23 protein-coding genes are annotated in these 20434 nt (G+C 65.1%); 21 read left to right on the top strand and 2 right to left on the bottom strand.

Annotated features, from left to right (window positions below):
• Positions 1 to 188: 188 nt before the first annotated feature.
• Positions 189 to 584, bottom strand: a complete 396-nt coding sequence (locus BHE75_RS17905; RefSeq protein ID WP_070934663.1) for a MarR family winged helix-turn-helix transcriptional regulator — start codon at positions 582 to 584, stop codon at positions 189 to 191.
• Positions 585 to 980: 396 nt separating this feature from the next.
• On the opposite strand from BHE75_RS17905, the gene BHE75_RS23505 reads away from it, so the two are divergent.
• Complete coding sequence (locus tag BHE75_RS23505) at positions 981 to 1616, top strand: hypothetical protein (RefSeq protein ID WP_084653539.1); 636 nt, start codon at positions 981 to 983, stop codon at positions 1614 to 1616.
• Between the two features lie 197 nt (positions 1617 to 1813).
• A complete protein-coding gene (locus BHE75_RS17895; protein ID WP_070934661.1) occupies positions 1814 to 2740 on the top strand; it encodes a DUF7146 domain-containing protein in 927 nt (308 codons plus the stop codon).
• Here the strand turns inward: BHE75_RS17895 and BHE75_RS23500 are convergent.
• Complete coding sequence (locus BHE75_RS23500) at positions 2737 to 3519, bottom strand: MucR family transcriptional regulator (protein WP_084653291.1); 783 nt, start codon at positions 3517 to 3519, stop codon at positions 2737 to 2739. The two genes, BHE75_RS17895 and BHE75_RS23500, sit on opposite strands and share 4 nt — an antisense overlap.
• 360 nt (positions 3520 to 3879) lie before the next feature.
• Between BHE75_RS23500 and BHE75_RS17890 the strand changes: the two genes are divergently transcribed.
• From BHE75_RS17890 to BHE75_RS17800, 19 genes are all read left to right on the top strand, one after another.
• A complete protein-coding gene (locus tag BHE75_RS17890; RefSeq protein WP_070934660.1) occupies positions 3880 to 4086 on the top strand; it encodes a hypothetical protein in 207 nt (68 codons plus the stop codon).
• 279 nt (positions 4087 to 4365) lie between these two features.
• On the top strand, positions 4366 to 6000 hold the full coding sequence (locus tag BHE75_RS17885; RefSeq protein ID WP_070934659.1) for a PRTRC system ParB family protein: 1635 nt from the start codon (positions 4366 to 4368) through the stop codon (positions 5998 to 6000).
• 37 nt (positions 6001 to 6037) lie between these two features.
• Positions 6038 to 6466, top strand: coding sequence for a PRTRC system protein E (locus BHE75_RS17880; RefSeq protein WP_070934658.1), 429 nt, complete (start codon positions 6038 to 6040; stop codon positions 6464 to 6466).
• A gap of 42 nt (positions 6467 to 6508) precedes the next feature.
• Positions 6509 to 6715 (top strand): PRTRC system protein C, encoded by a 207-nt coding sequence (locus tag BHE75_RS17875; RefSeq protein WP_070934657.1) that lies wholly within the window; start codon positions 6509 to 6511, stop codon positions 6713 to 6715.
• 3 nt (positions 6716 to 6718) lie between these two features.
• Complete coding sequence (locus BHE75_RS17870) at positions 6719 to 6943, top strand: hypothetical protein (protein ID WP_070934656.1); 225 nt, start codon at positions 6719 to 6721, stop codon at positions 6941 to 6943.
• A 109-nt stretch (positions 6944 to 7052) separates the two neighbouring features.
• On the top strand, positions 7053 to 7883 hold the full coding sequence (locus tag BHE75_RS17865) for a hypothetical protein (RefSeq protein WP_254684491.1): 831 nt from the start codon (positions 7053 to 7055) through the stop codon (positions 7881 to 7883).
• 7 nt (positions 7884 to 7890) lie between these two features.
• Positions 7891 to 8709, top strand: coding sequence for a PRTRC system protein B (locus tag BHE75_RS17860; protein WP_070934655.1), 819 nt, complete (start codon positions 7891 to 7893; stop codon positions 8707 to 8709).
• A gap of 145 nt (positions 8710 to 8854) precedes the next feature.
• A complete protein-coding gene (locus BHE75_RS17855; RefSeq protein ID WP_254684490.1) occupies positions 8855 to 9364 on the top strand; it encodes a PRTRC system protein A in 510 nt (169 codons plus the stop codon).
• On the top strand, positions 9354 to 10109 hold the full coding sequence (locus BHE75_RS17850; RefSeq protein WP_070934654.1) for a PRTRC system ThiF family protein: 756 nt from the start codon (positions 9354 to 9356) through the stop codon (positions 10107 to 10109). The genes BHE75_RS17855 and BHE75_RS17850 overlap by 11 nt, the downstream gene beginning before the upstream one ends.
• 119 nt (positions 10110 to 10228) lie before the next feature.
• Entirely contained in the window at positions 10229 to 10630 is a 402-nt protein-coding gene (locus BHE75_RS17845) for a hypothetical protein (protein ID WP_070934653.1), read from the top strand.
• Between the two features lie 81 nt (positions 10631 to 10711).
• On the top strand, positions 10712 to 11518 hold the full coding sequence (locus BHE75_RS17840) for a hypothetical protein (protein ID WP_070934652.1): 807 nt from the start codon (positions 10712 to 10714) through the stop codon (positions 11516 to 11518).
• Between the two features lie 31 nt (positions 11519 to 11549).
• Positions 11550 to 12788, top strand: coding sequence for a hypothetical protein (locus BHE75_RS17835; protein ID WP_070934651.1), 1239 nt, complete (start codon positions 11550 to 11552; stop codon positions 12786 to 12788).
• An 83-nt stretch (positions 12789 to 12871) separates the two neighbouring features.
• Complete coding sequence (locus BHE75_RS17830) at positions 12872 to 13117, top strand: hypothetical protein (RefSeq protein ID WP_070934650.1); 246 nt, start codon at positions 12872 to 12874, stop codon at positions 13115 to 13117.
• Between the two features lie 84 nt (positions 13118 to 13201).
• Positions 13202 to 13681, top strand: a complete 480-nt coding sequence (locus tag BHE75_RS17825) for a hypothetical protein (RefSeq protein WP_070936060.1) — start codon at positions 13202 to 13204, stop codon at positions 13679 to 13681.
• Positions 13681 to 14040, top strand: a complete 360-nt coding sequence (locus BHE75_RS17820; protein ID WP_070934649.1) for a hypothetical protein — start codon at positions 13681 to 13683, stop codon at positions 14038 to 14040. Before BHE75_RS17825 ends, BHE75_RS17820 begins: the two co-directional genes overlap by 1 nt.
• Entirely contained in the window at positions 14033 to 14251 is a 219-nt protein-coding gene (locus tag BHE75_RS17815) for a hypothetical protein (RefSeq protein ID WP_139181762.1), read from the top strand. The genes BHE75_RS17820 and BHE75_RS17815 overlap by 8 nt, the downstream gene beginning before the upstream one ends.
• The gene (locus tag BHE75_RS17810) at positions 14248 to 14529 is read left to right on the top strand and encodes a hypothetical protein (protein ID WP_070934647.1); all 282 of its coding nucleotides are present in this window, start codon (positions 14248 to 14250) and stop codon (positions 14527 to 14529) included. Before BHE75_RS17815 ends, BHE75_RS17810 begins: the two co-directional genes overlap by 4 nt.
• Positions 14530 to 14594: 65 nt before the next feature.
• Positions 14595 to 15071, top strand: coding sequence for a hypothetical protein (locus tag BHE75_RS17805; protein WP_070934646.1), 477 nt, complete (start codon positions 14595 to 14597; stop codon positions 15069 to 15071).
• 437 nt (positions 15072 to 15508) lie between these two features.
• On the top strand, positions 15509 to 20392 hold the full coding sequence (locus tag BHE75_RS17800; protein ID WP_254684489.1) for a lactate dehydrogenase: 4884 nt from the start codon (positions 15509 to 15511) through the stop codon (positions 20390 to 20392).
• Positions 20393 to 20434: the final 42 nt, after the last annotated feature.

Raw genomic sequence — 20434 nt, 5'->3', positions numbered from 1 at the left:
GGCGGGCAATAACGTCCAATGCGTGCGCCCAACCGTCATGGATGGACCCATTGCCATGCGTGGAAGGTCAATCCTGCAGGCGGTCCCCAGCCGTTTCCCGCACTGCGCCAAAACTCTGCAACGATTTTCGGATGGTTGCAAGGCGCGACGCGCGCTCGGATTCTCATTTGCTCGTCTGCATCGCATCCTCAGCGCTCGTTCTGCTTGTGCGCCGGCAGGAGCGCGACGAGTTCAACCAACCGGTCAAAAAAGCGGTCGAGCAATTCGCTCGTCTCCGGTTCCAGCTCTACAATGATCCTTCGGCCATCGTTTGGATCGCGTCGCAGCTTGACCAACCCGCGGTCAGCCATGCGATGGACGATCCGTTGTGAATTGCGTTCCGATGCACTCGATGCAGCGGTTAGGGCGGTAAGCGAACGCGGCTGCCGGCTCCTGCAGGTGTAGAGATCGAGGAGCATCTCGAAAGCTGGAATGGTGAATAGATCCCGGCCGAACTCCTCTGCTCGCAGCCGCTGAGCCTGTTCCGCAAAATCGACCATGCTGCACCGGTTTACGGTGGTTGTGATGCGCGAACCTTCCATCATTTCAGATGCTCCCGGTCCGAGTTGTCCGACGGCCGGGAACCGATGGGAATCATCTTAGTGCGAATGGGCATGACACGCTCCTTTCTCATGCGAGAAGGAATCTCATGTCTCCGCGTGCCATATTGTAAGTTCTTGCCTGTAAATTGATCCTCGACTGCATTCATCCATTTTGGATGTTTACAAGGTTATCACTAAATCGAACTCAGAGCTGGAGTAGGTCGTTCATGAATCAATGCGTTGTGTCACCCAATCTCATGCGTGATGACCGTCGCTTTGGCAGTCCGCCATTGCGTTGCACCTTGTCTTGTTTGCCTCAATGATGACTCTTCACCGTACTGCGCTCGTTTAACGGCAGTCGGTATAGATGCCGCGCTCGATGTGTCTGTGGAGCTTACTTTGATCGAGATCGACCAGATCATGTCCAATATGGCCAGGCGGCGTCCGGTTTTCTGTTCGGAGGCCGATCTCCAGCATGAGCTCGCCATGGAGCTGCGCTTGCGGAAGCCAGACCAGCAGGTCCGATTGGAATATCCGCTTGGCGGCGATCTGCGCGGAGCGATCGATGTCCTCCTTCTTGGGGAGCGACCCTTTGCTTTGGAACTGAAATATCTCTGCAAGCGGCTTGTTGCCGAGGTCAACGGAGAGCGGTTCACACTTCGCCAACAGAGCGCCCATGACATACGGCGCCATGATGTCTGCAAGGATGTCGCTCGGATGGAGACCTTCGTTCGCCGGACGAACCACGGCGCTGCCGTTCTGGTTCTTTCAAATGACCCTGCCTATTGGCAACCACGCCGGCGCAGCGATACGGTCGATGCAGCCTTCGATATTGCCGAAGCGAAGGAACTCGCCGGGACACTCCAATGGGGCGCCGGGGCCGGCACCGGGACGACCAGGGGACGAGATGTGCCTCTGCAACTGACTGGACGATACCCGCTCGTCTGGCGCGACTATTCTGATCTAGGCGTCACGGCCGGCAGGTTTCGCTACTTGTGGATACCGGTGTCGGCTCCGGGGACTGAGTCTCGTTGACAGTGCGCTGGTCTCGATAGCGACGCGAGCGCTGTCCGGGAGGGGAGGGAGGGCAGGGTTGCCGAATGGTTTCAAGGCTGCCCCAGCCCTGGAATCGCCAGTACTTGCCTGAACCGCCTGTCCGCCCAAGTCCGATCCTCCGTCGAGGTTTCGTTTCGGGGACAAGAGCGTGCTGGGCCAATCGCTCGGACATCCCCATGGCACGCACCAGCAACAACCGAAGCCCGGAATTGGAGGCGATCGGTTCCGATATCGTCAAACGCCTCGGCGGCACATGGAAGCCTGGTGGGGCCATGTGTCTGTGCCCGGCGCATGCCGACCGGACCCCGAGCCTCTCGGTGCGGGTCGGCGACCATGCGTTGCTCTTCAAATGCTTCGCCGGCTGCGACACGCGTGACGTCATCCACGAGATCCTGCGCCTCGACGAAAAGGCCCTCCAGCATGTCAACAAAGCCGCAAAGGCGCCCTCAGCCATGGGAACGGATTTGTGGCGCCGCCAGCGCGCACAACGCATTTGGGACGATGCCAGGCCGCTCAGCGCGACGCCGGCTGAAATATACTTGCGCCGCCGTCGGATCGCCATTCTGCCGCGCGGGCTCCGCTTCCATCCTCGCACACCTCTCGGGCAAGGCGATGCGGTCGATTTCCGGCCGGCAATGATCGCGGCGCTGCACAACGGTGGTCTCCACGCCGAAGGACGCTTCGTGGCGATCCAGCGGACCTTCTTCGACCGCGATGACGCACGCCGCGCCCGCGACCTCAGCGATCCCAGGATGATGCTCGGGCGCCCGGATCGCGCGGCCGTGATGCTTGCTCCCGCGACGTCCGTTCTTGGTCTTGCCGAGGGCATCGAAACCGCGCTTTCGGCGATGATCCTGTTCGACATTCCCGTATGGGCGACACTCGGTGCCGACCGGCTGCACCAGATTGCGATCCCTGACCGCGTGCGGCGGCTCGTCCTTTTCCCAGACAATGACATCGCGGGCGAGATCGGCGCGGCGAGCGCCCTCGAGGTCTACGCAATGCCTGGGCGCATCATCGAGACTGAATACCCGCCGATGGGCTTCAAGGATTGGAACGACGTGCTGCGAATGGCAGGGGAGCGAGTGAGGCTGGCGAGCTAGCCGGCCGCAGGTGCCTCCACTGAGGCTGCATCCGGTGGTGTCGCTACAGCGCTGCCGGCCTTCGATGTCCGGCTCCGCTTGGGCTTCGGCGCGGTCTTGGCTGCAACGGATTTAGTCTCGCGCTCCCCAGCCTTGCGCTTCACTTTCTTTGGCGCGACCGTCGCGGGTTCCGTCGGCGCAGCTTTTGTTCGAGCCCGCCGGACCGGTGCGGCTTTGGCTGGAGCAACCTCTACAACAGCCGGCACTGCCGATGCTTCTGCTACCCTTGCCGGTGCGGCTTCGGGTTCCAGCGCGGGAGGTGGCGACACGCTCTTGCGCTTTCCACCCAATCCGAGCCGGATGGCGACTTCGCGCCGCGCCGCCGAATAACCCGGCGCGACCATCGGATAGTCGGCAGACAGGCTATAGCGCGCGCGATATTCGGCCGGCGTCAACCCGTGCGTCGAGAGATGCCGCTTCAGAGACTTGTACGGCTTCCCGTCGATCAAGCTCAGGATCTGATCGGGCGATACCAGGCTTTCCTCCACGGTCACAGCCGGCTTGAACTCGGGTGCGGGTGCGGGTGCGGGTGCGGGTTCGGGTGCGGGAGCAGGCGCTTCGACCGCGCCTTCCTCCACCTCGGGCGCCGAGACAGCGACCGGTGTGCCGCCCAGCAGGGCCCGTCGCGTGCCCTCGACGAGTGCAGGCAGTTCGCCGCTTGGGACCGTGTTGTTCGCAAAATAGGCGCTGAGCAACGTCACGGTCAAAGACATGACGCCTGCTTCTTCGGTCTCGGCCATGCAACATCCTTTTTCTGGCTGGAAATAGCGGTCTTGAACCGGGCTCACTTGCGCAAGCGTAAACGACAAGTGCCGATATTCATCGCGGAAGTCAAAAGGGAGGGGAGGAGGGCGGTCATGGTTGGCGTGGCGATTGGGCCGCGCAGTATCGTCCTGGAGAAAGCCCATGGCGGATCGTTCACCGCGTCAATAGCCATCGACGGGCAAATCCCGCTCGCATGTATTTCCGAGCGCATTCGCATGATCGCACGCGATCAACTGCTGATCACGGCGGCGGCGCCCCTAGCTCCAACCCCGGCTCATGCTCGGCGGCTTCGACCTTGGTCGGAGCCGCCCTTTTCATATCGAAAGGAAGTCACCATGCACGCATCTTCGCACATCGACCTCCACAGCTTCACCGTCGAAATCGAATTCTCAAGCGGCGGCGAGCCCTATGCAACCGAGACCTACAAGGTCGAAGCCACCGACTGGTATCGCGCCCAGCGTGACGCGCTCGAGATGTCGGTCAGCAGTCCCTATGACAATGTTCGCATCCCCGACCTCACCCGCCGCGTGATCACGCGATAACCAACGGCGCAAGTGACGCGCACCGTGCGAGATTTCTCAACGCTCGGCGTGGCGAAGCTCAACCCATTTGAAAACGACTGCCCCTCCACCGGGCCCTCCGGCCACGGGAGGGAAGGGGGAGGGGGAATGGTGATCCGATCGAGGTTGCCGTCATCCCCACCAATTCGATGACCTGACCGATATCGATCCGCACGACTTCGCCATCGACAGCTCGACCCGCAGCGGCCGCACACACGGCCCGGCAGGACGGGCCAGCCACATTCCATGAGGAGATAAGCCATGGACACACCGCAACCGACCTATCCCAGCACGCTGCGACTCTCCAGGATCGTAAAGGGGGATAACCCGCGCCGCTATTTCGACCAGAAAAAGCATGATGATCTCGTGACCTCGATCCGGCTGCGTGGCGTGCTCCAGCCCATCCTGCTTCGTCCGAAGGGCGACGTCTTCTCCGTCGTCGCCGGCGAGCGTCGCTACCGGGCCGCGCTGGAAGCCTATGGCCCTGACGGCGAGGTGCCTGTCGTCATCCGCGAGATGACCGACCAGGAGGCCCTGGAAGCCGCGATCGCCGAGAATGACGACCGTGACGACCCTTCGGAAACCGAGCAGGCGGATGCCGCCGTCCGCTACCTCGCGGCGTGTCAGGGCGACCGTGCCGAAGCCGCCCGGCGACTCGGCTGGTCCCGGGCCAAGCTCGATCGCCGGCTGACGCTCGCCGAACTCTGCGACGCCGCCAAGCTCGCGCTCGATGAACGCAGGATCAAGGTCGGCCATGCCGAGCTGCTCGCCGCCATTCCCGTGGACAAGCAGGACAAGGCCCTCGACACGATCCTGAACGCCAGCCTCGACGTAGGCAAGACGCGCGAACTGCTCATGCGCGTCACGCAGAACCTCGCGGGCGCCTGTTTCGACAAGACCGAATGCACCACCTGCCCGTTCAACTCGGGAACGCAGCGCGTCCTCTTCGAGACCCATGTCGACGACGGGAGTTGCACCAATCCCACATGCTTCCAGCTCAAGACCGAAGCCGCCGAGACGATCCGCTTCGAGGAAGAGGAACGCGGCGCGAAGGCAGCAAGGGCCGCAGCACCCGCTACCGTCGACCCTTCCGACGATGACGAGCAGGATGGCCCCGCCGACGAGACCGACGTCGATCATGCTGACGATGCAGATGATACCCTGCCATTGGCTGACGAAACGACCGGTCCGCGTGCATCCGTGCCGTCGATTGCGGCAACTCCGGCGGGCAGCGCGGCATCGGCGCAAAAGCCAGCCGTCACCGCGGAATCGATCGCGCGCCGCACCGCCGACCTTCGCGAGGCGACCTGGCGCACCGCGCTCGCCCGCGCGCTCGCGAGCAATGCCAGCCACGCGCAAATCACGATCCTCGTCGCGGCCATGTCGGGCACGCTGTCGCAGATCAAGGCCGACACCCTGACGTCGCGTGCCGGCCTCCTGGTCGGCGCGACCTTCCCCGACCTCGACTATGGCGCCCAGATCGCAACGATCCGGGGCTTGCCCGACCGGCAGGCGCAAATCGTGCTCGCCGTCATCGGCGCCGCCTACGCGAAGGACGTGGTCACGTTCGGCCACGTCGCCGATCTCGCGAAGGCCTTCGAGGTCGACCTGCGCGATAGCTGGAAGGTCGATCAGGCATTCCTCGACCGGTACACCAAGGAAGAGCTGAAGTTCATCGCCCGCGAATGCGGCCTGGTCGCCCATGTCGGCCAGAAGGCGTTCGCAAAGCGCCTCGCCGGCAAGAAGTCCGATCTCATCACCAGCATGCTCAATGCGATTGGCTTCGATTGGTCCGGCCGGCTGCCGAGCGCCATGACCCTCGACTGCACCTATGGGCCGCCCCCCGCGCCTGCCGCCCCGCAAGCCCAACTCCCGGTCGCCGACCTCGCAGCCTGACCGGATTCCACCCTCTCCAACACAAGGACTGACCGCCATGCTGATTGCAAGCCTGCTTCCGCTGCTCACCCGCTATTCGCTCGGGCTCGACCTCGTTGCCGGCCCCGACGACACCGTCACCCTCACCGTCATTCCCCGGAAGGCCGAAGGCGCGGGGGCCAAGCTCGAAGCCGGCGAGACCCGGCCGATCTCGATCACGGCCAGCGCCGCGGAGATCGACGCGGAACTCGCCAAGGGGCCGCACGGCGCGCNCGGCGAACTCATCGCCACGCGCAAGACGCTCGCCGACCAGCTCGCCGAGCAACGGCAGGCCGCAGAGGCCGCCAGGACCGCCGCCGCCGAAGCCGCCAAGGCGAAAGCCGCGGCGGCGTCCAAAACGACCGCGCCCACCGGCGCCGCGAAAGTGCCGGTGCGGACCAGCCCGCCAGCCGACGCCAAGCCGGACGAGCCCGCAACGCTCTTCTGACGGGCTTCGCTCGACCATTCTCACATCAGCCGGGAGGCACCCATGCAGATCAATCGTCTCACCCGCACCTACAGATATGACGGCATCGACCTTCCGGTCCCGCCGCACCTCGCCGATGACCTGGCCGCCCTGCGTGCCTATCATGCCACGCTCTTTCCGGGGATCGTCAACGCCGAGATGGTGGACGCCGGCGTGTCCGGCACCGCCCATGTCACCGAATATCGTCGCGCCGTCGGCACCAAGGGCTGACCCGTGTCACGCGACAAGCGCGCGGCGATCCCGGCCGCACCCCGCAACACGCTCCTCCAATGGATCGGCTCCGACGATGGCGACACGACCGACTTCTCCCCACCTGCCTGCAACACGAACATCCAGGCCCTTCACGCACGGATGCTCCTCGACCCGGAAAAGACGAGCGAAGGCCGCCCCGAACCGCTCGAGCCGCCCCCGTCCCTCGGGCTCCCGCCTCTCGGTTGATCTCGCGGGCCGCTCCGTCGCGATCTCAGATGATGTTCCCACGCTCTTCGACCGTCCGCTGGGCCCGCATCACAAGCTCATCGGCGCCTGGGTCGCGGAGCGGGAATCGTTGCCCAGGCAATATACTCGCGCACAGGCCCGCCGGCGCATCGAACAGGTCTTCCGTGCAGCCGTGCTTGAAATCCTCGCGCCGATCGAACTCGCCGATCTGCAGACGATCGTCCTCAAGGGCGAGGACGGCGACCCGCCGGCGATCGCCATCGTCTGTGACAGCTTAGGGCAGATTGACCTCGGGTGGATTGAGACCAGCGATGCTCCGATCTCCTGGCGTGCCGCCGCATATCGCGAACTCGAGCAAAACCTGCCCTGCATCCTCCCGATCTTCGGTTACGAGCAGCTCTTCGACACGATCTCCATGTATTATTGGGACGGCGAGACCGACGACGAAGGCGCCCGTCATGCCTTGATCCATTATCATGGCGCCGACGAAGCCGACCTCGATGAGCAAGCCCTGCCGTCGACGATGAACGCCCGTCGCCCCGATTGGATGATTGCGGCGAACGCGGCACGACCCGCTCAACTCCCGGCCGGACTTCGGCAGATGCTCCGCAGCCTCCGCCGCGCCCGCCGCGCCTTGAAGCGCCTTCCCCCGGAACGCGATGCTTGGCACTTCGACCTCGACCTCATCAACCAGTACGTCCCCGGCTTCGAGGAAGCCTCGACCTTGCCGCCACTGACGCTCGTGCCATCCGAGCAGTTCGCGCCCGAACTGGACGATGTCGGCCGACACGGCATGGAAATGGGCTTCATGGACGTAGCCGGACTTTGCCCGCTGACGAATCCAGGACGGATCGACGACTGGCTCGCCTCATTGCGGCTCGGCGCGGAGTTCCTGCTCGCCGCCCAGAACCTGATCGAACTCGACCCCACCAAATTGTGAGGCTGACATGCCCGACCATAGCACCTATTTCGAAGCGAGCGGCGGCGGCATGGTCCTGACCAACGCCATCCTGCTCTACCGCAGGGAAACGCAGCGGGGCGTCAGTTCCTACGGCGCGACCCGACAGGATGCACCCGCCTTCGCCAGCCTCCACGCTGTCGAGCACGATGATGAAGGCCAGCCCTCAATCGGGGCGGGCACCCCGTTGACGCGCGCCCATCTGCGCCACTGGACCGAAATGCTCGGCCGCGCCGTTCGGCCCGAGATCCTGCCCGAAAATGTGTTGGTCGCGCATCCCGACATGCTCGCATGGTGGATTCCGGCGCAGGTGCGTGCCGCCTACTTTGCACTGTCGAGTCCGCCCGTGCGTCTCCGGGTTCTGTCCGAACGGACGATCCTGCCGGTCCCGTACCCGGCCCATCTTTTCGTCGCCACCCGCTCGGCGCTCGGCGTCTACGCGCTGCCTGCGGATGAGCGCCCCACCGCCCAAACCTCGCTGCTCCACTCGCCGATCCTCAATGTCTACAGGAACGGCCAGCTCTGCTGGGGAAACATCCCGAAGCCGAAATCACTGACGATCGCGACCATCCCCGAATTCGAGCGGGCGGTATTCGACTCCTGGTCGACGCACCCCAATGTGGGCCAGGACCTGACCGTCACCGGCAAGGGCGGTCTTGTCAGACTCTGGGATGATCTCGCGGCCCGACGTGCCGTCCGCTTCCCCACCAAGCGGCTCAGGCCCCTTCTTGCCGGTCCGGCATCACGAGGATCTGCGGCCGAGCCAGTCACCGTCGACAGGCTTATCGCGGCGAGCACACGGCCATGAGCTTACTCGCCGACGATCCGACCGCGGCGCGGTGCTGGCCGCCATACCTTGCCACCCGGTCCCGCCCCATGGGCGATCGCCCGCCCTCGATGCGCTTCGCGCCGCGCGTGCCGGACACGGCCTCGCGATCGGGAACGATGGCGTGATGCTGATCCTGCGCCGGCCCTGGCTCGCGCTCGATATTCCCGTCACGCCGCCGATCTCCGCCTATGTCCCCTATGGAAGCGTGGGCGAACCGAGGGCCGACCTCCTGTGCGGACTGATCCCGCACGAGCTTCTCGAGCAGGTTGTCGATCACTTCCGAGCGGCACTCCCCAACGAGGCGGCCGCCTTCGTGCTCTGGAACGAGGCGACGAGGGCCTTCGCGTTGCATTTCCCCGGCATCGAGGAGGCGACACCATCGCGGCTCGTCTATCGATCGCCGGTCCTGCAGCCCGGTTGGCACTTGATCTGCGACATCCACAGCCACGCAGCCGGACCGGCCTATTTCAGCGCCACCGACAATGCCGACGACGCCTTTACGACGAAGATCGCACTTGTCGTCGGCCAGCTCGACCAGCCGGACGGTGTACAGATCGCATCGCGCCTCTGCGCCTGCGGCATGTTCGTGCCCCTGCCGCGCAGTCCCTTCTTAGGAGAGTCCCATGCAGCCTGACACCAGCGACCGCCACTATCTTCCAGCCGCCTTCGATAATCGCCCGATCAAGATCCTGCTTGTCGGCTGCGGCGGGAACGGCGCCCAGATGCTGATGGGGCTCGCCTCGCTCGACACGGCGCTGCGGGCGATCTCTTCCCGGTCGCTGCACGTCACCGTGGTCGACGACGACACCGTGAGCGAAGCCAATCTCGGCCGCCAGCCCTTCTACCGGTGCGACCTCGGACATTCGAAGGCGCGCACGCTGACGGAACGGATCAACCTCGCGCATGGCCTGTCCTGGAACGCCATTCACGGTCGCGCGCCCGCGGCGACCGGCGTCGACGATGCGGACATCCTAATCACCTGCGTCGACACAGCCTCGGCCCGGCGCACGCTCGGCGCTGCGATCACGAAGAGCAGGGCGGCTCCGTTCTACTGGATGGACCTCGGGAATCGCGCGACCGACGGACAATATCTGATCGGCTGCCCGGCGCGTGGCGACGGCAAGGCTAGCCCGCGTCTTCCGACGGCGCTCGAGTATTTCCCGGAACTCGCCGATGAAAGCACGGCGGACGACGACGCACCATCATGCTCGGTCGCCGAGGCGCTCGAACGCCAGTCCCTGTTCGTCAATCGTGTGTTGGCGAGCCATGCTCTCTCGCTGCTGTTCGATCTCATCGGACGTGGTTCGATCCGTCACGCTGGCGCTTTCATCAACCTCGCCAGCGGACACGCCGTCCCAATCCCGCTGCCGCACGGCTGAGGCACAGCGCCTGATCAGCCACCATCGAAGACAAGGATTTCCGCTGTCGTCGGTGCCGCTTCCCCGCCGGATGGCACGGGGAACGCAGGCCTCGACAACCTTTTGGAAGGAGACCGCGCATGACGCACATCACTGAAAACGGCTGGACGCTTCGGTACACCATCGGTCGTGAACTGGTCTCGGCGGTCGAAACCGGGGACACTGTCCATTTGCCGGCCGGCCGTGGCGACCTGATCGTCATTGGCGGCCGAGCACCACGGCGCGTCAATGACCCCGGTTGCGTGATCGTCCGCAGTTCCGTCACGCAATCCGGCGGCGAGACCGAGGCGCGGCCCGGCGCCTTGGGCATGGTCTGGATCAGCCCCGCCGGCGGTTGGTCGGAGACACCGGCAAGCGAGAAGTCACCGCCCTACAATGCCGAGGCCGTGCAGCAGCAAATCGAGCGCGATCGCCGGCGTCATCCGATCAGCAAGAAGGAAGAGCGGCTGATTCACGCGCTGCTGAAGGGCCGCGGCAGATGATCGACCTTCTCCCTGCCGCCGGCACGTCATCCGGTAGGAGGGGAGAGGGAGGGAATTGGTGATCCAAGGGAGATCGCCAACATGCTCACTACCCGCAGCCAGCGCTGGCGCGACCGGCGCGCGCGCTTCGTCGACGATCTGACCGTCATCGACCCCCGCGACTTCGCCGTCGATCAGCTCGACCCTAAGCCGGCGCGCCTCTTCGTCGCCGCGCACCATTATCTCCCCAACTATCCCGCCGCGCAGGTCGCGGTCGGCCTGTTCGGCAAGCAGGCTGCCCTGGTCGGCGTCGCCGTCTTCGCCATGCCGTCGACCGCGAGCGTCATCACACGGCATACCGGCTTCACCGACCCGTCCCAGGGCACGACGCTGGCGCGCTTCTTCCTGTTGCCGGAAGTCGCGGGCAATGGCGAGACCTGGTTTATTGCGCGGGCATTGCACGAACTGCGCCGGGAGCGGCCGCACATCGAAGCCGTGGTCTCCTATTCGGACCCTCAGGCCGGCCATATCGGCCAGTGCTACGCGGCATTGAGCGGCGCGTTCCGGGGGATGACCCGGCCTAGGACAGCCTACCGCATCGCCGGCATTCCGATCGCCGGCCGGACGCTCTCGAAGATCCGTCTCCGCGAGCGCGGCGCGGCAGGCGCGATCGACCAGCTCGTCAGCCTCGGCGCGCCGCGCCCGGGGATCACCGAGGAACCCGATGTCTGGCTCGCGCGCCTGCGGCGCAATCGCATCCTCGTCGCCGACCGGACGCTTGGCCTGTTCGCTTATTGCTTCGAGCTCACTCGCGCGGCGCGGCGACAGGGTCGGGCGCTCCCGCGCAAGCCCTATCCCAAGCAGCTCCCCCCGGCACATCCGCGCTTCCCGTTCATGGAGGCGGCGTGAAGCCACGCCCGGCCGGGCAAAGGACTCTCCCATGACCGACAATTTCGATCCCGGCGATCCGGCCTGCTGGACAGCGCGCGGACGTCCGACCCACCACGCCCAAGCGATTGCCGAGGCCTGGCGATGCTTCCCCGATCTCCCGCACGACGCGCCGCTGGACGCCCGGCAGGCGCGAACCCGCGAGCGCGTCCAGATGCTGCGACCGCTCCACGACGCCATCAGCCTGGAAACCGAGCAGCAGCGCAGGGCCGCAAATTTCGCCTATGTCGAGCGCCAGATCGCGCAAGGCAGCAATGACACCCGCCATGCCGCGATCCTCCATGCCCGCGACGTTCTCAGCTATGACTGGGACGCCGCCTATGCCTATGCCGACGGTCACTATGCAGCCCGTGCCGGATGGGTGTCACGACCGCCGTCGCCGTCCCGACCGGGTCAGCCGAATGAACGCCGTCCCGCCTATGAGCAGGGGTTTCTCGATGGCGGCGGCCAGCCCGACGATATCTTCGACGTCGCCCGGCGATCCTTTGCGGCCGCGCCGTCTGAACCCATGCAGACGGAGAGTCCGCAAGTTGCACGGCCGTTTCCCAGCCAATGGCCAAGCCCGACCGACATCCCGCCGCCGGCCTCATGGCATCGGCGCCTGCTCCTGCTCGGGGCGTCCGAGCTCGCCGCAGGAACGATCGGCATCCTCGCGATGCTGCGCGGTCGGCCCGGACATGAAGGCGCTACGCTGCTCGCGATCGACAGGCAGGCCGGGCTCCTATCGCTGTCGCTTTCGACTGGCCCGGCCGCCATCGATGGCGTCGCGCTCCGCGACCAGCTGCACCAGAGCGACTATGCCGACATTCTGGTCGTTGCCGACGACGCGGAACTCGCTCGCATCGACGCCGGCGCCGACATCCTGCCGCTCGCCCGCACCATGGAGCGCACGCGCAACTCGGTGCTCCAGCAGCGCGCGCAATTCCGCCACTGGCTTTCACGCGGCCGCGCTGCCGGCGATCAGTTCGCCGCCGGACATATCCGTTGGAGCAAGATGGCCGCCGGGCTGTCGGGGCGGCTTGGCGACTTCACCGCGCGCTATGCGGGGCCGGCGAAGCCGCGCGGTCACCGCATCGTTGTCGAAGATGCGAGCGGCGAACCGGCGTTCGGCTACCGCACGGCGCTTGGCCAGGAACTCCAGCCGGAGATCCTGATCGGGAACAAGAGCAACGCCCGAAGCGTGATGGCCGACTTGCTGCGTGAATATGCCGCATCGCTTCGCCTTGGCTGACCGCCAACCCGACGCAAGATCGCCAGCCACGGACCAACCCCGACACGACGACCATCAGGTCTCTCCGCAGACAGGAGCCTTTCATGCCGAGCCCGCGATCCGTCCGCTCGCCCCGCGATCGGCGCTACACTGTCGCACCTGAATATTGCGGCCTGGCCGGGCGATGCTTCGTCGCCCGCTTCTGCGGCGATTGGCTCGGCCGGTCCGCCACCCACACCGGCGCTGCCGGGATCGCCCGGGCACACGCGGCCCTCGAGCGCGCGCGCCGGTCGCTCGCTCAGGCGCAAGCCGAACTCGACCTTGCCGTCTCGCGCGGCCGCGAGAGCTGACCCGCAGCCTTTCTCCAAGCGCATCCACACCCGTCTGTTCCACCCCGCCGCTTGTCGAGCGGCGGCCAACCTATGGAGGCCTTCATGGCTAATCGTGTTTCCGCATCCATCCGACTGGGAGGGGCGCTCCCCCCGGCCGCCTTTGAGGAATTAGCAGAGATCATCCTAGCCGAGCGCCTGTCGATCGAATGGGGCGGCGAACCTTTCGACCCCTCCCATCGCACGCCCGGCCAGCCGCTCGACCTTTACGCCCACGAAGTGATCGGCGGACGGTTCGAGGAACTCGAAGACAGGTGCGTCGAGCTCAAGCTGCCCTTTGTCCGCTCCTGTGACGGCTATCCAGGCGAGTGGGATGCCGAGCGTGTCGTCTTCACCGGCGAAGGCGAACCTGCATCCTATCCGGCCGACGAAGCCGGCCATGTCGTGATGAACCGAGGCACCGCCGAGCGGCTCGGCTCGCTCGAAGCGATCGTCGCCTGGTTCGACGCCGGCGATTTTCGCGTGCCGCCCCTGATCGTCGAAGGCGATTCCGTCGACGGCCCACTCCCGGAAAGGAAACTGTGATGACAATCCAACGCAAGGTGCTGGTCGTCATGCGCTCCAGCCATCTTCACACCGAGCTGGTCGAGGTCACGGCCAAGGTGAACGTCATCGGCGAGGCCGTCAGTCCGAGGGTCGAGGCCGATCTTGCCGCGATCGAACGCCAGGCGCGCAAGGCTCTGCGCAACCAGGAGCCGCTGCCCGGCCAGACCCAGCCCGGATTTGGCCCCTGGTACGAACCCGAGGACGCATTCGAGGTCGACTTCGTGCTTTGCGCCCCCGTCGACGCGGCGATGAACCGCGGTCGCATCGTGCCCGTCGAACAGGTGGCGACCGCGACGGTCCAGCGCTGGGGCAAGGGGAAGGAGACGGACGATGCCTAGATACGAGGTCGAGGTAAAGGCGTTCATCACCGTGATCGTCGATGCGGATGACGCCGGCGAAGCGCGCGAACACGCCGACCGCTTCGTCGAATGGCTCTCTCCCACGATCGAGCAGATCGACGACTACAGCGCCGACCACGAGCCGATCGACACCGATACCGGCCCGTTCGGCATCGATGGCGAGAGCTGCGTCGAGGAGACCGACGGATGAGCAAGCTCCACCATGTCCATGTCTATACGACGGTCAGGGTCAAGGTCGCCGTGATTGCCGAGAACCACGCGGACGCAATGCGCCAGGCCGAAGCGATCGTGGGCAGGGGCGTCTTCCCCGTTCGCCTGTTTCCCGGCGCGGCGGCGGTGCTCGACGCACAGCCGGCCGAGGAGATCACCGCCTATCTGGTCGACGAAGCGGACGATCCCGAGTGCGAGAACAGCTGCTCCTACGGCCCGGACTTCCGCCCGCAGGGCACGCGGGGCGGCCTGCGCTGATCGAATGGAGGGAAGGAGGAGGGGGGACGGGGCTCCGTTTGGTGGAGCGGTCAGGAGCGTCCCCCATGCATATCGAACTGCGAAACGTCCACTATAGCGCCGCGCTCTCCCAGGAGACTGCCGCCTATACCGCCGAAATCTGGATCGACGGCGAACTGGCCTTCCATGCCCGCAACGAGGGCATGGGCGGCGCGGACTTCTATCATCGGGTCGGCCGGTGGACCGAAGCCGCGGTCGATGCCTGGCTCAAGGCCAACCGCCCGCCGCGTGCCCTGGATGACTTCACCTGCGATCATGATCTCGAACTCGAGGTAAGCGATCTTCTCGCCCGCGCGGTCGAGGGCCGCCGGCTGAAGCGCCTGCTCCGCACCAACCTGATCACGATCGAGAACGGTCAGATCCTCCAATATCCCCTGCGCAAACGGCCGCTGGCGCTCATCGCGCGCGCCGTGCGCGCCACCAATCCCGAGGCCGTGATCGTCAACGATGCCGGCGAGGATGTCTTCACGCGCGCCCTCGACCTGCTCCTCTCGGGGCGCTGACGCGACCAAGGCCCCTCGCGCGGGCGAAATCTCCCAGCCACGGCGCCATCGAGGCGCGCATTTCAGTCTCCCAGCTCTCTCGGCCCCGCCGCGGTCCGGTCTCCTTCGGGATCCGGGCTGCCGCACCGCGTCCGCGAGACCTCCAGAAAAGGAAGCACCCCATGCGAAACAGTGCATCCGCGCTGGCTCTCCAGCTCAGCCTCGACTTCGACCAGATCGTTGCCTTCGCCAGCGAGGCCATCGCCCGTGACAGCGGGCAGCCAACTTTCCTTGCCCCGGCCGCGACCGGTTCCGCCCCCGGCACGCCACCTACAGCATCGTTCGACTTCTCGTTCGCCGGGGCGCGGACCCTGTCACCTTCCTGGAAGGGCCGCGCGCAAGACAATATCGAGGCGATCAGGCTCCTGAACCTTCTGGACCGCGAGCATAGGCCGGCCATGCCGGACGAGCAGGCGGCAATTGCGCGGTTCGTCGGCTTCGGTGCATCCGAGCTTGCGAACAATATCTTCGCCGATCGTACGGGCGGATTCCGCGATGGCTGGGAAGACCTCGGCCAGAGCCTGATCGCCGAAACGACCGAGCGCGAGTTCCAGTCGCTCAAGCGCGCAACGCAATATGCCCATTACACGCCCGAATATATCGTCCGGGCAATGTGGGACGCCGCCCGCGTCCTTGGTTTCACCGGCGGCCAGATCCTCGAGCCGGGATGCGGCAGCGGCCTCTTCATGGGGCTCCGGCCGGATCATCTCTCCGGCGACACGGTCTTCGTCGGTATCGAAAACGACCCCGTCACCGCCCGCGTCGCAAGCGCGCTCTATCCAAACCAGGTCATCCGCTGCATCGACTTCGACAAGGCATCGCTGCCGAGCGATTTCGACCTGGCGATCGGCAATCCGCCTTTCTCGAACCTCACCATCCACAACAAGAGCACGCTCGGTCGCCTCGGCCTGTCGCTCCACGACTTCTTCATCGCGAAGGCGCTCGAGCAGCTTCGCCCGGGCGGCATCGCGCTGTTCGTGACGTCCCGATATTCGCTGGACAAGAGCGATCCGAAAGCCCGCCTCCACATGGAGTCCATCGCCGACTTCCTGGGAGCGGTGCGCCTTCCGAGCAAGGCCATGAAGGAAGAGGCCGGCACCGACGTCGTCGTCGATATCCTGCTCTTCCGCAAGCGCGCGCCCAATGCGCCGTTCGCCGTGCGAAACTGGATCGACCTGGCCGAGATTCCCGACAGCGACGAAGGCTTCGGGCCGCTCCGGATCAACAGCTACTTCCTCGACCATCCCGATCATGTGCTCGGGGTCCATCAATGGCGCAGCGGCCAGTTCGGCATGGAATATACCTGCGCGGCCGAACCCGGCGTCGAGCTGGGAACCGCGCTCGCGTTCACCCTGTCGGCGATCGCATCGAGACATGAAGGCGCCTACCGCGCGATCGATCGCGCGACATCGCTTCGCGACAGGCTCGATGTCGCCACGGACGTGGAAGTCGGCACCGCGGCCGACGAAGCTGACTTCAAGGAAGGCAGCTATCTCCTTTTGCGCGGCATCCTGCACCAGATCGTCGATGGAGTGCCCACCGAAGTCAGCGTCAAGACCGGGCGCGGCGACAGCGGCCTGTTCCAGAAGCACGCCAACATCATCAGGGGCCTCATCCCCATCCGGGATACCGTCCGTGCGATCCTGCGCGCGCAGCTTAATGACCGCCCCTATGCCACCCTGCAGGAAACGCTGCTCGACCACTACCGGCATTTCATCAAGAAGCATGGGCCGATCAACCGGACGATCACCAGCATCCGCAGCGATCCGGAGACCGGCGCCGAAAAGGAATATCAACGCCGCCCGAACCTTCAGCCCTTTCTCGATGACCCCGACGTATGGCTGGTCGCCTCGATCGAGAGTTACGACGAGGCTAGCGACGCCGGCGTCCCCGGCGCGATCTTCACCGAACGCGTCGTCAAGCCGCCGGTGGTCCAGGAGATCCAATCGGCCCAGGACGCCCTGGCGCTGTCTCTCCACGATCGCGGCCGCGTCGACGTCTCCCTGATCGCCGGGCTGCTCGGCGTCACCGAGGCCGAAGCGCTCGCTGACCTTGCAGACGACGTCTATCTCGATCCGCTCCGCAGCACGCCGCATTTCGACCATTGGGTGCCGGCCGACGAGGTGCTGTCAGGCCCGGTTCGCACCAAGCTCGCCCTTGCGCGCGAGAAGGCCGAATCCGATCCGCGGTTCGCGGGCACCTCAACCGCGCTCGAGGCGGTCCAGCCGGTTGATCTCAAGCCAAGTGAAATCACCGCGCGCCTCGGGGCTCCCTGGATTCCGGTCGACGTCATCGAGATGTTCATCGCCGAAACCATGGAGGTCACCACCCGCATCCATCACACCGTCGCGCTCGCAAGCTGGACGGTCGATAAGACGCCATTCCTCGGACATGTCAGCTCGACCTCGATCTGGGGCACCGCGCGCCGCGGCGCTGCCGACCTGCTCGAAGACGCCCTCAACTCCCACATCCCCAAGATCTACGATATCCACCGCGATGCGGACGGTTCCGAGCGGCGCGAACTCAACACGACCGACACCGAAGCGGCCAAAGAGAAGCTCGCGGCGATCAAGTCGACCTTCGAAACCTGGGTCTGGCAGGAGAGCGACCGCGCCGATCGACTGGTGCGGATCTACAACGACGCCTTCAACAACCTTGTGCCCCGCACCTTTAACGGCAAGCATCTCAAGCTGCCGGGCGCTTCGACGACGATCCGCATGCGCGACCACCAAAAGCGCGTCGTCTGGCGGATCGTCGCCGCGGGCTCGACCTACGTTGCCCACTCCGTCGGGGCGGGCAAGACCTTCAGCCTCTGCGCCGCCGTGATGGAGCAGCGCCGTCTCGGCCTCGCCAACAAGCCGATGATCGCGGTGCCCAATCATTGCCTGGCACAGATCGCCCGCGAATTCCTGATGCTCTATCCAACGGCACGGATCCTCGTTGCGGACGACACGAACTTCGTGAAGGAAAAGCGCCAGCGGTTCCTGGCCCGCGCTGCAACCGGCAACTGGGACGCGATCATCATCACGCATGATGCGTTCAAATTCATCCCGACGCCTGCCGCCTTCGAGAAGAGCCTCATCGAGGATCAACTCGCCAGCTACGAGGCCCTGATCACGGGCATCGACCATGAGGATCGCGTCTCGCGCAAGCGTGTCGAGCGCCTCAAGGAGGGCCTCAAGCAGAGGCTCGAGAACCTCCAGGCCCGCAAGGACGATCTCGTGCATATCGGCGAGATCGGTATCGACCAGATCCTTGTCGACGAGGCCCAGCAATTCCGCAAGCTCACCTTCGCGACGAATCTCGGCGACCTCAAGGGGGTCGATCCGGCCGGCTCGCAGCGCGCCTGGGACCTCTATGTGAAGACCCGCTATCTGGCCGGCATCAATCCCGGACGCGAGCTGATCCTCTCATCAGGCACGCCCATCACCAACACCCTGGGGGAGATGTACACGCTCCAGCGGTTCATGCAGCCCGACGAACTCCACGCGAAAGGCATGCATGAGTTCGACGCCTGGGCGGCGAACTTCGGCGACACGCGCACCGAGCTCGAGCTTCAGCCGAGCGGCAGCTACAAGCCCGTCACCCGCTTCTGCGAATTCGTGAACGTCGCCGACCTCATGGCGATGTACCGCAGCGTCGCAGATGTCGTGCTGAAAGACGATTTGCGCCAATATGTCCGCCTCCCGACCATCATGGGCGGGAAGCGAAAGATCATCGTCGCAAAGTCCGGCGCGCCCTTCAAAGCCTATCAGCGCGTGCTGGCCGAGCGCATCAAGGCGATCGAGACCCGTAGCGGCCGCCCGCAGAAGGGCGACGATATCCTCTTGTCGGTAATCACCGACGGCCGGCATTCAGCGATCGATCTGCGCTTCGTCGACCCTGTCGTCGGGAACGAGGAGGGAAACAAGCTCAACCTCTTGATCGAAAACGCTTACCGCATCTGGCGCGAGACGAGCGACAAGCGCTACACCGATCCCGAAACCGGCAAGCCCTATCCGCTTCCCGGCGCCGTGCAGATGATCTTCTCCGATCTCGGCACCGAGGCCGCGCTCGAAACCCGCGGCTTCTCGGCCTATGTCTGGATCCGCGATCGACTGGTCGAGATGGGGGTCCCCGCAGACCAGATCGCGTTCATGCAGCACTACAAGAAGAACAGCGCGAAGCCGCGCCTGTTCAACGATCTCAATCAGGGACGAAAGCGCTTCGTCCTCGGCTCGACTGCGACCATGGGAACAGGCGTCAACGCCCAGCAACGGCTGATAGCCCTGCATCACCTCGACGTCCCCTGGCTGCCCTCCGATATCGAGCAGCGCGAAGGCCGGATCGAGCGTCAGGGCAATCAGAACGACGAGATCGAGCTTTACGGATACGCCACGAGCGGCTCCATGGATGCGACCAACTGGCAGATGCTCGAACGCAAGGCGCGTTTCATCAACATGGCCATGTCGGGAGATCGCTCTATCCGCCGGATCGAGGACGTCGGCTCCAACGTCAATCAGTTCGCGCTGGCGAAGGCGCTCGCCTCCGGCGACGACCGCCTGATGAAGAAGGCAGGGCTCGACGCCGAAGTGGCACGGCTTCTGCGGCTGCGCGACGCCCACATCGACGACCAGTTCAACATCCGCAGGACGATCCGGCGAACGACCGATGAAATCGAGAGCGGCCGCCGGCAGATCGCCTTGCTGGAATCCGACATCGCGCAACGCGTCGCCACCGATGACGACAAGGTCAATTTCGAGACCGACGGCAGGACGCTCACCGATCGCAAGGCGGTCGGGGAGCATATCCTCCGCCTGGCTGACCAGATGCGCACGCGCGGCACGCTCGCTCGCTGGCTGTTGGGAATGTTTAACGGCTTCGAGCTGGAGATCTCGGGCAGCGAGGCCAGAGATGACGAAGGCCAGCGGTGTATCTCAAGCGCCGCCGTCATCCAGCACCACGGCGAGCATCGCGGATTCGAAATCACCGAAAAGACGCGACCGGGCACGGTGGTCGGCCGGCTAGAGACGTCCATTCGCGATCTCGACACCGAACTCGCCAATCTCAGGGCAAGCCTCGAAGCTGCCCAACGGCGCCTCCCCGCGTTCGAGGCGCGCCTCGGCCAGGACTTCGCCGACACCGCGTTGCTGGAAGAAAAGCTCCAGGAACTAGCTGACCTCGAAGCCGAGCTGGCGAACACCAAGGGCGAGTTCGAACCCGGGAACGACAACGCACCCTTGACCGAATGTGCCGGAAATCAAGGCGAGTTGCTGCCGCCCCCGGCAGTCTCTGTGGCCTGATAGAGCGCAACGGCAGACCCCATCCCAGACGCTCGCGGCAAC

The sequence above is a fragment of the Edaphosphingomonas haloaromaticamans genome (assembly GCF_001853345.1).
Taxonomy (GTDB): Bacteria; Pseudomonadota; Alphaproteobacteria; order Sphingomonadales; family Sphingomonadaceae; genus Sphingomonas_E; species Sphingomonas_E fennica.
The sequence above is the reverse complement of the archived record's forward strand: the minus strand, read 5'-3'. Positions and strand labels throughout refer to the sequence as shown.

What these genes read in the sequence shown, in the direction of transcription:
- BHE75_RS17905 (WP_070934663.1), bottom strand. Translation starts at nt 584, where the DNA reads ATGATGGAAGGTTCGCGCATCACAACCACCGTAAACCGGTGCAGCATG.
- BHE75_RS17895 (WP_070934661.1), top strand. Translation starts at nt 1,814, where the DNA reads ATGGCACGCACCAGCAACAACCGAAGCCCGGAATTGGAGGCGATCGGT.
- BHE75_RS23500 (WP_084653291.1), bottom strand. Translation starts at nt 3,519, where the DNA reads ATGGCCGAGACCGAAGAAGCAGGCGTCATGTCTTTGACCGTGACGTTG.
- BHE75_RS17890 (WP_070934660.1), top strand. Translation starts at nt 3,880, where the DNA reads ATGCACGCATCTTCGCACATCGACCTCCACAGCTTCACCGTCGAAATC.
- BHE75_RS17885 (WP_070934659.1), top strand. Translation starts at nt 4,366, where the DNA reads ATGGACACACCGCAACCGACCTATCCCAGCACGCTGCGACTCTCCAGG.
- BHE75_RS17875 (WP_070934657.1), top strand. Translation starts at nt 6,509, where the DNA reads ATGCAGATCAATCGTCTCACCCGCACCTACAGATATGACGGCATCGAC.
- BHE75_RS17860 (WP_070934655.1), top strand. Translation starts at nt 7,891, where the DNA reads ATGCCCGACCATAGCACCTATTTCGAAGCGAGCGGCGGCGGCATGGTC.
- BHE75_RS17855 (WP_254684490.1), top strand. Translation starts at nt 8,855, where the DNA reads ATGCTGATCCTGCGCCGGCCCTGGCTCGCGCTCGATATTCCCGTCACG.
- BHE75_RS17850 (WP_070934654.1), top strand. Translation starts at nt 9,354, where the DNA reads ATGCAGCCTGACACCAGCGACCGCCACTATCTTCCAGCCGCCTTCGAT.
- BHE75_RS17845 (WP_070934653.1), top strand. Translation starts at nt 10,229, where the DNA reads ATGACGCACATCACTGAAAACGGCTGGACGCTTCGGTACACCATCGGT.
- BHE75_RS17840 (WP_070934652.1), top strand. Translation starts at nt 10,712, where the DNA reads ATGCTCACTACCCGCAGCCAGCGCTGGCGCGACCGGCGCGCGCGCTTC.
- BHE75_RS17835 (WP_070934651.1), top strand. Translation starts at nt 11,550, where the DNA reads ATGACCGACAATTTCGATCCCGGCGATCCGGCCTGCTGGACAGCGCGC.
- BHE75_RS17830 (WP_070934650.1), top strand. Translation starts at nt 12,872, where the DNA reads ATGCCGAGCCCGCGATCCGTCCGCTCGCCCCGCGATCGGCGCTACACT.
- BHE75_RS17825 (WP_070936060.1), top strand. Translation starts at nt 13,202, where the DNA reads ATGGCTAATCGTGTTTCCGCATCCATCCGACTGGGAGGGGCGCTCCCC.
- BHE75_RS17820 (WP_070934649.1), top strand. Translation starts at nt 13,681, where the DNA reads ATGACAATCCAACGCAAGGTGCTGGTCGTCATGCGCTCCAGCCATCTT.
- BHE75_RS17815 (WP_139181762.1), top strand. Translation starts at nt 14,033, where the DNA reads ATGCCTAGATACGAGGTCGAGGTAAAGGCGTTCATCACCGTGATCGTC.
- BHE75_RS17810 (WP_070934647.1), top strand. Translation starts at nt 14,248, where the DNA reads ATGAGCAAGCTCCACCATGTCCATGTCTATACGACGGTCAGGGTCAAG.
- BHE75_RS17805 (WP_070934646.1), top strand. Translation starts at nt 14,595, where the DNA reads ATGCATATCGAACTGCGAAACGTCCACTATAGCGCCGCGCTCTCCCAG.
- BHE75_RS17800 (WP_254684489.1), top strand. Translation starts at nt 15,509, where the DNA reads ATGCCGGACGAGCAGGCGGCAATTGCGCGGTTCGTCGGCTTCGGTGCA.